We start from the raw sequence: 14,045 nt of genomic DNA, 5'->3' as shown, positions 1-14,045 counted from the left end.
ATGGGAAATATCGTTTTAGACATAGAAAATGTATCCAAACAATATCGTTTGGGAGAAGTAGGGACGGGAACCCTTTCGCATGATTTGAACCGTTGGTGGTCTGCAATAAGAGGAAAAGAAGATCCTTATTTAAAAATTGGAGATACCAATGATAGAACATCGAAGGGTGATTCTGATTATGTTTGGGCGCTACGTGATATCGATTTTAAAGTAGAGCAGGGAGAAGCCGTTGGGATCATTGGCAGAAATGGAGCCGGGAAATCCACCCTTTTAAAATTGCTTTCCAAAGTCACCAAACCGACCACTGGAACGATCAAATATAAAGGAAGAATTGCTTCCTTGCTTGAAGTTGGAACCGGATTCCATCCTGAAATGACCGGAAGAGAAAACATCTATTTAAATGGTGCAATACTTGGGATGACGCGTAAAGAAATCACCCGGAAATTTGATGAAATCGTAGATTTTGCGGGCGTTGAAAGATACATAGACACACCTGTAAAACGCTATTCGTCTGGAATGTACGTTCGTCTGGCTTTTGCGGTAGCAGCACATTTGGAATCTGAGATTTTAATTGTCGATGAAGTTCTGGCGGTAGGAGATGCAGAATTCCAGAAAAAGTGTTTGGGGAAAATGGGTGATGTCACAAAAGGAGAGGGAAGGACCATTCTTTTTGTGAGTCATAATATGGCAAGTGTTAAATCTTTGTGTGATAGAGGGGTTTTAATGCAGAATGGAAATATTGTTTTGGATACTGATGTTAATTCTGTAGTAGAACAATACTTTGCATATAATATAGGAGAAGAATTTAATAGATTAAACTTTACACCTGAAAAAGGCCAATTTTTAGAAAGCTTTAGTATAAAATCAAATTTACAAAATGTCATTGAAAGTGGTGAGAGGTTAAGATTTGAATTGAAACTGAAAAATCCGAAGTCTAATTTGTTGATTGATATAGGACTCTATAACACTCAAGATGAAAAGATATTTAATCTTTCAACTTCTTATTTTGATGTTGATACTAAAAGAGATAAAATAAATTGCATCTTCAAAAATAATTTGGTAGAAGGCAACTATTATGTTAATTTACTTATAACTGATAGTGATAAAAGAGAACATTATTCCAAGTGTTTAATGTTTAATGTTCTGAATGGAGATTACTATGGTCAGGGTAGATTAACTGAAAAAATACCTTCTAAAATTTTAATTGATCATGAATGGGAATAAAACAGTAACTGTAGTTGTTGCATCTTATAAATATGGACACTTAGCTGCGCATTGTATAGAATCTATATTATCTCAAACTGTTTTACCAGATAAAATATTATTTGTAGATGATGGTGTAGGAGATTGCAAACATTTGCCTAAAATTTATCCTCAAGTAGAATATATATTAAGAAAAAAGAATTTAGGTACTGCATCGAACTTTCAAGATATGCTCGATCGAGTTCAAACAGATTATTGTTTATTTTTAGGAGCAGATAATTGGTTGCGTTCAGATGCTATAGAATTACTAAAAAAAGTAGACGCTGATGTAGTTACCTATGATATTATAGTTACAGGTGAAATAAAAGATGAAATATTAGACGGGTGGTCAGAGAAAATGAAACCATTTTATGGAGATTTTTATTGGGACAGAGAAGGTGGACATCATGGATCAATTTTCTATAATGTTAAATTGGCGAAAAAAGTAGGCTACAGAGAATTTAAAGAAGGTCGTAGATATTCAACGGAAGATTTAAGGTTGTGGAATGGGTTATTAGAATATGGAGCAAAAGTAGGTTATATAAAGGAGGGGTTACTTTATTACCGTAGACATAAAGAAAACTTTAATAAATACGGGAAATACTTTTCACAAAACAATAATAGTAAGGGTATTAAAAGAATTATAAAAAGAATATATTATAAGCTTCGATACAATTATGAAATATAAAACTTATTCCATAATCGTAACTTACAATGCTACCCGCAATAATTGGTTGCAAAAATGTTTGGATTCTTTACTGAAATCTACTCTCAAAACAGAAATTGTAATAGTAGATAACCTTTCAACTGATGAAACAGTTAAAGTTATTAAATCAAAATACCCTTCGGTTCATTTGATTGAAAACAAGGAAAACAAAGGATTTGGTGGAGCCAATAACCAAGGATTAAAATATGCATTAGAAAGCGGCGGAGAATATTTTTTCTTATTAAATCAGGATGCTTGGGTTGAAGAAAATACCATTGAGAAGTTAGTTTATCAATTGAAAGGAAATCCGGAGTATGGTATAGTTAGTCCGCTACATCTAAATGGTGAGGGAAATGCGTTGGATCTTAAATTTTCTAATCAAATTTCTCCATATTCTTGCCCAAATCTTTATTCTGATTTTGTTCTGAATAAAGTCAAAAATGAAATTTATGAAACTAAATTTGTGTGTGCAGCTGCATGGATGATTTCAAAGGAATGTTTAAAAAAAGTTGGTGGATTTAATCCCGTATTTTATCATTATGGTGAGGATGATAATTATTGTCATAGACTACATTATCATAAACTAAAAATAGGAATTCATCCTAAAACGAGTATTTTTCACGATCGAAAGGATAGACCTAAATCACTTTATGAAGAAAGAGAAGAACAAAATAAAAGAACTATTTTAAACAAATTATCTAATCCAAATATTTCATCCATAAATCATCTTTACAAGACTAAAAAACAAATAAAGACAAAGATTTTGAAAAGCAAAATTCTTTTACAGAAAGACGCTTATAAGCACCTCAAAAAAGAATTAAAAATGATTGACTCAAATGAAGAGGAGTTAGTGAAAAACCTTGAAATTTCTAAAGTGGCAGATAAATTTGCATTTCTATAATTCAGCTACTATGATCTCTATCATCATCCCCACATACAATCGTGAAGATTTGATTCAAGAAACCCTTGACTCTATACTTGCCCAAAGCGAAACAAACTGGGAGTGTTTGCTGATTGATGATGGTAGCACAGATCAAACCTGGAATGTTTTGCAGAATTATTCATCAAAAGACGATCGATTTAAAATCTTCAAAAGGCAGGATTTCAATAAACCCAAAGGAGCAAATGCTTGTCGGAACATCGGAATCGAAAAATCGAATGGGGATTTTCTTTTGTTTTTAGATAGTGATGATTTGCTGGGGTTTGATTTTTTATCTTCGGTTAAGGATAAAATAACTAACACAAAAAATGATTTGATAATTTATCAGTCTGTTTATTTTTTTGAAAATAATTCCAATGAAGAAAACATCGTAAAAATAAACTCAGAAGAAAGTTTGATTACTTCATTTTTTAAAAAAGAATCTATATGGTTAATAAGTAATCCTTTGATAAAGAGTGCATTTATTACGAAAAAACAAATATTTTTTAACGAGAATTTATTGGCGGCGCAAGACTGGGAGTTTTTTATGAAAATCTTGTTGCTTAATCCTAAGCTTGAATTTAATCTGACCAATCAATCTAAGGTTAAAATACGAAAGCATTTGGATAATATTTCTCAAAATCCAACACTGCAACCTCAAAAATATTACCATTACTACAAAGCTCGGCACATCATCTTCAACGATTATTTGAATGCCGAACAGAAAGTTAATTTAGAGGAATATTACAAAGAATATTTGCAAAAAATCCTTTATGAATTGATTAAAATGATGAAATTCAATTGGGCTACAGAAATCATTTCAAATGAATCAAAAGGTTGGCGCAAACGCAAGAATCTATTCCTTTTAAAAACCTATAAACTCACAAAAAAAGGGCTATCCAAAATAACCCTTTCCTAATCTCAATTGAAAATATCGATTATTTTTTCACCTTAATGGTACATCCGATCGCCACTGTCGTTTCTTTGACAATCGGTTTTCCTGCTAATAAAGCATCAACTGCATCTTTTACAAAATGCTCGTCTGCGTCGTTTGCATCTTGGTAATTGTTATCAATCGTCCCGATGTATTTCACGATGTTTTTTCCATTTTCTTTGTTCAAAAGATAGACATGCGGTGTTTTGGTAGCGCCATATTGCGGATAAATCTTTTGGCCTTCATCCAGCAAATAAGGAAAACTAAATCCTTTTTCCTTTGCGCGAATCTTCATCTCTGCAAAACCATCTTCCGGCTGAACTGTTGGGTCGTTTGGATTGATCGCAATCACCGGATAACCCAGCGCTTTGTACTTTTTATTCAATGCGATGATTCGGTCTTCATAAGCAATGGCGTACGGACAATGGTTGCAAGTAAAAATGACGATAAATCCTTTGGCATCCTTAAAATCGGCTAACGAAACCATTTTATCGTCTATGTTTTTCAATTTAAAATCAGTCGCTTCGTCACCAACTGCATATCCGCTTGCGGTATGCGTTTTAGGTTCAATTGTCTCAGCAGAAGCAACTTCTACTGGTTTTTCCATTTGATTTTGACACGCAATCATCGAAATTGCAATAGTCAAAATGGCGAATAATTTATGCATAATTAACTGAAATTTAGTTGTTTAATGTAAATTGAATTCGTATTTATAAATTTTCATTGATCATGTCTTCCAATTCAAATTCGGTCATTTGAGACTCCCGAAAACCCAATTTCTTTCCATTTTTATAGAAAACCGTCGCAGGAATTCCTCCACTCCAAGTCGCATCTACATCCGGAATCCACATATTCATCCGTTTGATGTCATCCAACAAATAAACATCAACATCCAAATTATTTTTTTCTATGAATTTTTTGACTTTTGTATCCATCACTTTTTTAGTGTCGAGCGATACCAAAATCATTTTGTAATTGGGATTGTCTTTAAAACGCTCGTTGACAGCCATAAATTCAGGTAATTCTTCGATACAAGGTTTGCACCAAGTTGCCCAAAAATTGACCACATACAGAACACCGTCTTCTTTTTGGATGATCGGCTTCAATTCGTCGTAATTGACCGCTTTCAATACTTTTTGGGATTCCTGACCTTGGCAACCTATGAATAAACCTAAGGTCAAAATAAAGAATAAATTTTTCATACCGCTGAATTCCTCAAAAACCATACTACAAAAGATTTTTTAGGTTGAATTTACCAATATTTGTCGATTAAATAAACCAATTGCGCCATGACAACCGCGCATAATTTAATGTTCATTGGTTTAATTTGAATAAAAAAACCGTCTCTAATTTAGTAAGAATAGAAACGGTTTTGAAATATTTTTTAGTTGAATTTTACTTATTCATGATTTCTTCGATTTCTTCTACGGTAATCGGAATGTTTTTCATCAGATTTCTTGGTGCGCCGGAAGATTGGATGACATAGTCATCTTCAATTCTAACGCCTAAATTTTCTGCTGGAATATAAAATCCGGGTTCGTTTGTGAAAACCATTCCTTCGACAAATTTGTCCGAAAGAATTCCATAATCATGCGTGTCCAATCCCATGTGGTGAGAAGTTCCATGCATCATGTATTTTTTATAAGCGGGCCAATCTGGATTTTCATTTTGAACATCCGCTTTGTCGATTAACCCCAAATCGAGTAGGGAAGAAGTATAGATTTTCCCCATTTCTTTGTGGTAATCGTACCAATTATTTCCGGCAACCAATAGTTTTTCAGCTTCGTTTTTACAATTCAAAACGGCATTGTAAATCTCTTTTTGACGAGCTGAAAATTTGCCGTTTACCGGAATGGTTCTGGTCATATCGGACGAATAATTGGCATACTCAGCGCCCACGTCCATCAATAAAATATCACCGTCCTTACACTGTTGATTGTTTTGGATATAATGCAAAACATTTGAATTATAACCGCTTCCTATGATAGGTGTATAGGCAAAGCCTTTGGAACGGTTGCGCAAAAATTCATGTGCAAATTCGGCTTCGATTTCAAATTCCCAAACGCCCGGTTTGATAAATTCTAAGACTCTTCTGAATCCTTTTTCCGTGATATCACAGGCTTTTTGAATCAATTCGATTTCAACGGGTTCTTTGATGGAACGCAAACGCTGTAAAATAGGATTGCTTCTTAAATACGTATGTCCTGGATAATCATTTTGAAGCTTTTTGATAAAGCGGTCTTCTCTGGTTTCTACTTCAACAGTTGCGCGATAATGTTCGTTGGTGTTGACATAAACATTTTCTGCTTCATTCATCAATTGACGGAAGATTTTAGGGAAATCTTGAAGCCAATACACCGTTTTGATTCCGGAAACTTCAAAAGCTTGTTCTTTGTTTAATTTTTCACCTTCCCAAACTGCAATATGCTCGTTGGTTTCACGTAAAAATAAAATCTCCCGATTTTTTTCTTCATAAGCATCAGGGAAAATCACCAAAATACTTTCTTCTTGATCCACGCCGCTCAAGTAAAAAATGTCACGATGTTGCGCAAAAGGGAGCATGCTGTCTGCACTTACTGGATAAATGTCATTGGAATTGAATACTGCGAGAGATTTGGGTTGAATGGCATTTGCAAATTTCTTTCTGTTTTCAATAAATAAGGAAGAAGGAATTTGCTCGTATTTTGTCGTCATAAAATTTGTTTTTGCAAAACAAATGTAACGAACTTGAGGCAAAATGGAAAAGGAAACCCTTATAAAAAAAAGTAACTCCTCTTTCTTACGAATGAGGAGCTAACCTTAACCAACCTAAACCTATGAAAAAGCTATTAAGCTTTTATGTGTACAAATTTAAGGATTAATTTTTTATAAAAAAAATATTAAGATAAAATTAACCTACATTTTTTCAGGGGCAGCAATCCCCAATAATGACAGTGAATTTTCAATCGATTTTGCAACCCATTGACTAAGAGAAAGTCTGAATGACTTTAAATCATCATTTTCTGCTTTTAAAACCGAATGATTCTGGTAAAAAGAGTTAAATATTTTAACTAAATCATAAACATAATTGGCGATCAAAGCAGGGCTTAATTCTTCTGCTGCTTTTTGAATCGTTTCTTCAAAATTATGCAAATGTCGGATGATTTCAATTTCTGATTCATTGATTTCAAATTCTTTAGAATCAAATGCTTTCGGTGATTCTTTTCTTAAAATGGATTGAATTCGCGCAAATGTATACTGGATAAATGGTCCTGTATTTCCATTGAAGTCTACACTTTCTTTGGGGTCAAATAGAATTCCTTTTTTTGGATCAACCTTTAAAATATAATATTTCAAGGCGCCCATTCCTATGATTTCGTATAGTTTGTCTTTTTCTTCATCTGAATAGCCTTCGAGTTTTCCCAATTCAGCCGAAATTTCTTTGGCCGTTTGGAACATATCTTCCATCAATTCATCTGCATCTACGACGGTTCCTTCACGAGATTTCATTTTTCCATCAGGCAAATTGACCATTCCATAGGAAAGATGTTCCAATTGATCTGCCCATTTGTATCCCAATTTTTGGAGAATGAGAAACAAGACTTTAAAATGGTAATCTTGTTCATTTCCAACGACATAGATTAATTTATCGATGTCAAATGTTCCAAATCTTTCTACTGCCGTTCCCAAATCTTGCGTCATGTAAACAGAAGTTCCGTCTGAACGCAAAACCAATTTTTCATCTAGTCCGTCTTCCGTCAAATCAATCCAAACCGAACCATCTTCTTTTTGATAAAATACGCCGGAATCCAATCCTTTTTGGATCAAATCTTTCCCTAATAAATAGGTATTGCTTTCGTACTGAACATGGTCAAAATCCACACCCAATCTTTTATACGTTTCACCAAATCCGGCATACACCCAACCGTTCATTTTGGCCCAAAGTTCACGCACCTTTTCATCTCCGGTTTCCCATTTTCGGAGCATTTCTTGGGCTTCTAGAAAAAGAGGAGCATTCTTTTTTGCATCTTCTTCAGATTGTCCTTCGGCGACCAATTTTTTGATTTCTTCGCGGTAATGTTTGTCATATTCGACATAGTATTTCCCCACCAAATGATCGCCTTTTAACCCTGAAGTTTCAGGCGTTTCACTGTTTCCGAATTTTTCCCAAGCGATCATCGATTTGCAGATATGAATTCCCCGGTCATTGATGATTTGGATTTTTTGGACTTTGTTTCCGGCCGCTTTATTGATTTCCGCAACCGAATAGCCCAACAAATTGTTTCGGATGTGCCCGAGGTGAATCGGTTTATTGGTGTTGGGAGAGGAATATTCCACCATTACCGATTTAGAATTTGAATTCGATTTTATAAAACCAAATTCAGGATTCTTTGCATTTTCTTCTAAATTTTCCAACCAAAAGTATTTGGGGAAATCCAAATTCAAAAAGCCTTTTACGACATTAAAATCGATGATGATGCCTTGGTCTTTTAAATGATTTCCGATGGTACTTCCTATTTCTTCCGGACTCTTTTTGAGTTCTTTGATCAGCGGAAAAGTAACCAATGTGTATTGGCCGTCAAATTCCTTTCGGGTATTTTGAATCTCAAGCCGTTCCGGAACATAGTTAAAAATTTCGGAAATAGAGTTGGAAAGGATTTCTGCTGTTTTTTGTTTGAGATTCATTTTTTTTATTTTGAATGTTGAATGATAATTTTTAAATGAAATTTTGTCTATTTGAGTGCCAAATCTTTGATTTGGTGTATCGAAAACGATTCAATTTTTTTCTCGATACAGAATTTCTACAAAATTCCTAGTCGAAGTGACGAGAAGTTTCGAATTAATTTAAAATTCAACATTTAGCATTTAAAATTAATTGTTGGCAATGGTGGTAAAAACGTTTTGAACGTCGTCATCTTCTTCGATTTTTTCCAATAATTTGTCCAAATCGGCTTGTTGTTCTTCGGTCAATTCTTTGGTGACTTGGGGAATGCGGTCAAAACCGCTGGAAATGATTTCGATGTTGTTTTCTTCGAAATATTTCTGCAATTGTCCAAAGCTTTCAAATGGCGCATAAATCACCACATTTCCTTCTTCTTCAAACAATTCTTCTGCACCGTAGTCGATCAATTCCAATTCCAATTCTTCCATATCCAATCCTTCGCCGTTGACCGTGAAATTGCAAATATGGTCAAACATAAATTCGACCGAACCCTGGGTTCCCAACGTTCCGCCGGTTTTATTGAAATAACTTCTGATGTTGGCAACCGTACGGTTGTTGTTGTCCGTTGCGGTTTCAATCAGAACGGCAATTCCATGTAATCCATAACCTTCAAAAAGTACTTCTTTATAGTCCGCGGTATCTTTATCAGATGCTTTTTTGATAGCGCGCTCTACGTTTTCCTTCGGCATATTGGCAGCCTTGGCATTTTGGATCACGGCGCGAAGGCGGGAATTGGCTTCCGGGTTAGGACCACCGTCTTTTACCGCCATGGCGATGTCTTTTCCGATGCGTGTAAAGGTTTTGGCCATCGTGGCCCAACGTTTCATTTTTCTTCCTTTTCTAAATTCAAAGGCTCTTCCCATGTTTTGAGGTTTTTAGCGTTGCAAAATTAAGGGAATTTGGGTAAATGAAAAATGGAATAGGGGAGAATTTATTTTCCTGGAATACCAAGAATCAATCAGAAATTAATTTTCACAAAAATGAACAGTAAAAAATTAAAATTCTGGATGAAATTTCTAAAATAATTTAAAGGAATTTAAGCTTCCGGCTTGGGACTTTTGGCGATTATTTTCCGCATCAAACCCGGAAACCATCTTTGGATACAGACAAATAATTTTCCATGACCGGTAAAAACATAATTTCTTTTGCGTTGTAAAATGGCTTTGGTCATCTTTTTTGCAGCTTTTTCTGCAGGCCAAATCAAATTGGCTGGTCGCGGATCAGGTCTCTCCGGATGCCAATTCCCATCGTTGTCGATTCTTGTGATTTCTGATTGAACAAATCCGGGATGCATGGTAGTACAACTCACTCCTGTGCCCATTAATTCTATTTGCAAAGTTTGTCCAATTGAATTTACAGCAGCTTTTGAAGCGCCATAAGCTCCTAAATTTGGACTAGGTAAAAAAGCACCAACACTACCGACCAAACCGATTCTGCCTTTGGTTTGTTTCAAATAGGGCAATGCATATTTCACCGTCAAAGCCAATCCGGTCACATTGCCTTGAAATTGTCGGTTCCAATTTTCAGCAGTTAGATTTTCCAAACTCCCAAAAACCCCAAATCCTGCATTGGCAATCACTACATCGAGTCTTCCAAAATTTTTGATGATTACTTGTATCGTTTTTTCAATTTCTTTCTCATCCATGATATCACAAGTAATTACATAAGATTTTCCTCCAGATTGTTTGATTTCTTCTGCTACTTGATCCAGCAGTTCTTTGCGTCTTGATGAAAGAATTACGATGTATCCTAATTTTGCCCATTCAAAAGATAATGCTTTTCCGATTCCGGAAGATGCGCCTGTTATCCAAATAACTTGGTTTTGATTTTTATTCATGGTGGTTATTTTTTAGTAGAATTCGAATATAATGAGCTATATTTTTTAAATCATCTGTTTCTCTTTAGTTTCAATCATGATATGAAAAAACAAATTTTCAGAACTAAACATCCATTCATCTACAAAGTTGGCTTTTGAAATAATTATTTTGGGTGAAATGTCAAGTATTTAATTGTCAGTGTATTGATTAAATCAAATTTAAGCTAAATTAAATAGTAGTGCATGATTAAATAATAATTTTATAATCAAAAAAACGGACATCTTTTCAGATATCCGTTTCAAATCAAATTATTGAATAATCAATTTAGTTTTCAACCAAAACCCATTCGCCACTATCGATTTTGGGTTTTGCTACTTTGTATTTCATCTCTTGTTTTTCTCCAGTAGAAATATTTCGGATCGCTACTTTGTCGTTGGGTAAGATTTTAACCACACTTCTCGGAGCGGTTACTTCTTGACGTTGTTGCGCGGGAGCACCGGTAGAAGAAGTTGAACTGCTGTAATATCCGTTGTTGTTGGAAGATGAAGAAGAACTATCTTCTGCACCTCGATTGGTTTCTACTTTTTCTTGTTTAACCTGTTGACGCGCTTGTTGGATTTGTTCAGGATCTGGTGTTGGGATTTCACCTTTGAACAAGAAAGAAATGATTTCTTTGTTTACGCGATCTAACATGCGTTGGAATACAAAAAAGGACTCCTGTTTGTAAATCACCAATGGATCTTTCTGCTCATAAACAGCATTTTGAACGGAACGACGTAAATCATCCACATCGCGTAAATGTTCTTTCCAGTGTTCATCGATCAAACTTAAAACGATTCCTTTTTCAAAATCTTTGATCAATTTTTTACCTTGAGATTCATAAGACTCCTTCATATCAGTTACCACCATCAGCGTTTTTGTACCGTCGGTAAAAGGAACTTGAATTCGGGTAAATTGATTGTTCGGATTTTCATAAACATGAGCGATCAACGGGAAAGCTTTTTCAGCTTGACGTTCTACGTGTCGTTGATAATCGGCAACTGCAGCATGATAAACTTTTTCGGTTAAATCACGTGTAGAAATCGATTTGAATTCACCTTCAGAAATCGGTGTATCCATGGTGAAATATTTGATCAAATCAAATTCCAATTGTTTGAAATTCTCATTGTTTTTGGCTTCACCTACGATGGACGCAGCCGTATCATAAATCATATTGGCGATGTCCACATCTAGTCTTTCCCCAAACAAAGCATTTTTACGACGACGGTAAATCACCTCTCTTTGTTTGTTCATCACATCATCGTATTCGAGCAAACGCTTACGGATTCCGAAATTGTTTTCCTCCACTTTTCGTTGCGCACGTTCTATGGATTTCGAAATCATCGAATGTTGGATCATGTCTCCGTCTTTATGTCCCATACGGTCCATCAATTTGGAAATCCTTTCAGACCCAAATAAACGCATCAAATTATCCTCTAGCGAAACATAGAAAAGCGAACTTCCAGGATCTCCCTGACGACCGGATCGCCCTCTCAACTGACGGTCAACCCGTCTCGAATCATGTCTTTCCGTACCTATGATCGCCAAACCTCCGGCTTCTTTTACTTCCGGTGTCAATTTGATGTCCGTACCACGACCCGCCATGTTGGTAGCGATGGTTACAACGCCTGAACGACCGGCTTCCGTTACGATATCGGCTTCTTTTTTGTGTAATTTGGCGTTGAGAACGTTGTGTTGGATCTTACGCAATTGCAAAGCGCGACTTAACAATTCTGAAGTTTCAACGTTTGTGGTTCCCACAAGCACCGGACGTTTTTGGTTTTCTGCCAAATCGACGATGTCCTCGATTACTGCATTGAACTTCTCACGGTTCGTTTTGTATACTTTGTCTTGTAAATCTTGTCGGGCAATTGGTCGATTGGTCGGAATCGCTACAACGTCCAATTTGTAGATTTCCCAGAATTCGCCTGCTTCTGTTTCTGCTGTACCGGTCATTCCCGCCAATTTGTTGTACATACGGAAATAATTCTGTAAAGTAATGGTCGCAAAAGTTTGGGTTGCCGCTTCGATTTTTACATTTTCTTTGGCTTCAATCGCTTGGTGCAATCCATCCGAATAGCGACGACCGTCCATGATACGACCCGTTTGTTCGTCTACGATTTTTACCTGACCATCCATTACCACATACTCGTTGTCTTTTTCAAATAGGGTATAGGCTTTTAGCAATTGGGTCAAAGTATGGATGCGTTCTGATTTGATGGAGAATTCTCGGAAGAATTCTTCTTTTTCCGCCACTTCTTCTTCTTTTGGAAGATTTTTTGATTCGATTTCCCCGATTTTGGTCGAAACATCAGGCAAAATAAAGAAGTTTGGATCTTCCATACCTTGTGACATGTATTCGATCCCTTTATCGGTCAAATCAACCTGGTTGTTTTTCTCGTCGATGACGAAATATAGATGTTGGTCTACTTGTGGCATTTCGCGGTTGTTGTCGGCGATGTAAATGCCTTCTGTTTTTTGCAATTGGGTACGGATTCCTTCTTGACTTAGGAATTTGATCAAAGGTTTGTATTTTGGTAATCCTCTGAAAACTTGGTACAAATGAAATCCACCGTCTTTTTTATTTCCTTCGTCAAATAATTTTTTGGCTTTGTTCAGGGTTTTACCCAATTCTTCTCTTTGAACGTTGAATAATTTTTCAATTTTCGGTTTCAAAGCATCGAATTCCTGACGATCTCCTTGCGGCACTGGACCTGAAATGATCAAAGGCGTACGGGCATCATCGATCAAAACCGAATCGACCTCATCGACGATCGCGAAATTCAATTCTCTTTGCACCAAACTCTCCGGCGTATTGGCCATGTTGTCACGCAGGTAATCAAAACCAAATTCATTATTGGTTCCATATACGATATCTGCTTTGTAAGCATTTTTACGTCCTTCAGAATTCGGTTGGTGGTAATCGATACAATCCACACGCAAACCATGGAATTCAAATATAGGAGCCATCCAAGCGGAGTCACGTTTGGCGAGGTAATCATTAACCGTTACCAAGTGTACACCACGTCCGGTTAGTGCATTTAGATAAACCGGAAGAGTTGCCACTAGGGTTTTACCTTCACCGGTTTGCATTTCGGCGATTTTTCCTTGATGAAGCGCTGTACCACCGATCAACTGAACGTCATAGTGCACCATATCCCAAACCACTTCTTTTCCGGCCGCATCCCATGAATTTTTCCAGATGACATTTTCATCGTCTACAACTTGGACATAATCTTTTGTAGCGGATAGTTCGCGGTCAAAAGCGGTAGCTTTTACTTGGATTTCAGGATTGTTAGTGAAACGTTTTGCGGTTTCTTTTACGACAGCAAAAGCTTCTGGAAGAATGTCCATCAGGATTTTTTCTTCGATTTCGTAGGCTTCTTTATTGATTTTGTCGATTTGTTCAAAAATGGCTTCTTTCTCATCGAAATTTTCCAGAGATTCCGCTTTGGATTTTAATTCGGCAATTTCAGCTTTCTGCGCTTGTGTTCCTTCAGCCAATTTGGATTTGAATTCGACAGATTTTTCTCTCAATTGGTCATTAGACAATTGCTCAATTTGCTTTTCAGCCTGTAATGCCTTGTCGGCATATTTTTGTAATTCTTTTACGTCTTTTTGATTTTTATCGCCTAAAAAACCTTTTAATACTTTTTCAATAATACTCATGATTCATTTTTTTCATC

The 14,045-nt window shown here is 36.0% G+C and carries 11 protein-coding genes; 4 read left to right on the top strand and 7 right to left on the bottom strand.

What is annotated here, in order from left to right; translation table 11 throughout:
• Genes HU137_RS09345 through HU137_RS09330 form a run of 4 tightly spaced genes read left to right on the top strand, consistent with a single transcriptional unit; the run spans window position 1 to window position 3,786 of the window.
• The gene (locus HU137_RS09345) at window positions 1–1,224 is read left to right on the top strand and encodes an ABC transporter ATP-binding protein (protein WP_182043575.1); all 1,224 of its coding nucleotides are present in this window, start codon (window positions 1–3) and stop codon (window positions 1,222–1,224) included.
• Entirely contained in the window at window positions 1,211–1,930 is a 720-nt protein-coding gene (locus HU137_RS09340; protein WP_182043574.1) for a glycosyltransferase family 2 protein, read from the top strand. The genes HU137_RS09345 and HU137_RS09340 overlap by 14 nt, the downstream gene beginning before the upstream one ends.
• Complete coding sequence (locus HU137_RS09335; RefSeq protein WP_182043573.1) at window positions 1,920–2,849, top strand: glycosyltransferase family 2 protein; 930 nt, start codon at window positions 1,920–1,922, stop codon at window positions 2,847–2,849. The genes HU137_RS09340 and HU137_RS09335 overlap by 11 nt, the downstream gene beginning before the upstream one ends.
• Before the next feature lie 10 nt (window positions 2,850–2,859).
• A complete protein-coding gene (locus HU137_RS09330; RefSeq protein ID WP_182043572.1) occupies window positions 2,860–3,786 on the top strand; it encodes a glycosyltransferase family 2 protein in 927 nt (308 codons plus the stop codon).
• A 19-nt stretch (window positions 3,787–3,805) separates the two neighbouring features.
• Here HU137_RS09330 and HU137_RS09325 read toward each other — a convergent pair whose 3' ends face one another.
• The 7 genes from HU137_RS09325 to secA form a co-directional block, all read right to left on the bottom strand.
• Window positions 3,806–4,408, bottom strand: a complete 603-nt coding sequence (locus HU137_RS09325; protein ID WP_182043603.1) for a thioredoxin family protein — start codon at window positions 4,406–4,408, stop codon at window positions 3,806–3,808.
• Between the two features lie 103 nt (window positions 4,409–4,511).
• Window positions 4,512–5,003 carry a TlpA family protein disulfide reductase gene (locus HU137_RS09320; protein WP_182043571.1) on the bottom strand — a complete coding sequence of 164 codons (492 nt, stop codon included), beginning with the start codon at window positions 5,001–5,003 and terminating at the stop codon, window positions 4,512–4,514.
• Window positions 5,004–5,196: 193 nt separating this feature from the next.
• Window positions 5,197–6,495 carry an aminopeptidase P family protein gene (locus HU137_RS09315; protein ID WP_182043570.1) on the bottom strand — a complete coding sequence of 433 codons (1,299 nt, stop codon included), beginning with the start codon at window positions 6,493–6,495 and terminating at the stop codon, window positions 5,197–5,199.
• A 201-nt stretch (window positions 6,496–6,696) separates the two neighbouring features.
• Complete coding sequence (gene argS, locus HU137_RS09310; protein WP_182043569.1) at window positions 6,697–8,466, bottom strand: arginine--tRNA ligase; 1,770 nt, start codon at window positions 8,464–8,466, stop codon at window positions 6,697–6,699.
• A 186-nt stretch (window positions 8,467–8,652) separates the two neighbouring features.
• Window positions 8,653–9,366: a YebC/PmpR family DNA-binding transcriptional regulator gene (locus tag HU137_RS09305; RefSeq protein WP_182043568.1), complete on the bottom strand. Its 714-nt coding sequence runs from the start codon at window positions 9,364–9,366 to the stop codon at window positions 8,653–8,655.
• 173 nt (window positions 9,367–9,539) lie between these two features.
• The gene (locus tag HU137_RS09300) at window positions 9,540–10,340 is read right to left on the bottom strand and encodes an SDR family NAD(P)-dependent oxidoreductase (RefSeq protein ID WP_182043567.1); all 801 of its coding nucleotides are present in this window, start codon (window positions 10,338–10,340) and stop codon (window positions 9,540–9,542) included.
• A gap of 304 nt (window positions 10,341–10,644) precedes the next feature.
• Window positions 10,645–14,028, bottom strand: a complete 3,384-nt coding sequence (gene secA, locus HU137_RS09295) for a preprotein translocase subunit SecA (protein ID WP_182043566.1) — start codon at window positions 14,026–14,028, stop codon at window positions 10,645–10,647.
• Window positions 14,029–14,045: the final 17 nt, after the last annotated feature.

Origin of the sequence: Moheibacter lacus (assembly GCF_014042165.1) — a bacterium.
GTDB classification, from domain to species: domain Bacteria; phylum Bacteroidota; class Bacteroidia; order Flavobacteriales; family Weeksellaceae; genus Moheibacter; species Moheibacter lacus.
This window is presented reverse-complemented; position numbering and strand designations above follow the sequence as displayed.

Bases quoted from the DNA above. Each gene is read 5' to 3' on its own strand.
- HU137_RS09345 (WP_182043575.1), top strand. From the start codon at position 1: ATGGGAAATATCGTTTTAGACATAGAAAATGTATCCAAACAATATCGT.
- HU137_RS09340 (WP_182043574.1), top strand. From the start codon at position 1,211: ATGAATGGGAATAAAACAGTAACTGTAGTTGTTGCATCTTATAAATAT.
- HU137_RS09335 (WP_182043573.1), top strand. From the start codon at position 1,920: ATGAAATATAAAACTTATTCCATAATCGTAACTTACAATGCTACCCGC.
- HU137_RS09330 (WP_182043572.1), top strand. From the start codon at position 2,860: ATGATCTCTATCATCATCCCCACATACAATCGTGAAGATTTGATTCAA.
- HU137_RS09325 (WP_182043603.1), bottom strand. From the start codon at position 4,408: ATGGAAAAACCAGTAGAAGTTGCTTCTGCTGAGACAATTGAACCTAAA.
- HU137_RS09320 (WP_182043571.1), bottom strand. From the start codon at position 5,003: ATGAAAAATTTATTCTTTATTTTGACCTTAGGTTTATTCATAGGTTGC.
- HU137_RS09315 (WP_182043570.1), bottom strand. From the start codon at position 6,495: ATGACGACAAAATACGAGCAAATTCCTTCTTCCTTATTTATTGAAAAC.
- argS (WP_182043569.1), bottom strand. From the start codon at position 8,466: ATGAATCTCAAACAAAAAACAGCAGAAATCCTTTCCAACTCTATTTCC.
- HU137_RS09305 (WP_182043568.1), bottom strand. From the start codon at position 9,366: ATGGGAAGAGCCTTTGAATTTAGAAAAGGAAGAAAAATGAAACGTTGG.
- HU137_RS09300 (WP_182043567.1), bottom strand. From the start codon at position 10,340: ATGAATAAAAATCAAAACCAAGTTATTTGGATAACAGGCGCATCTTCC.
- secA (WP_182043566.1), bottom strand. From the start codon at position 14,028: ATGAGTATTATTGAAAAAGTATTAAAAGGTTTTTTAGGCGATAAAAAT.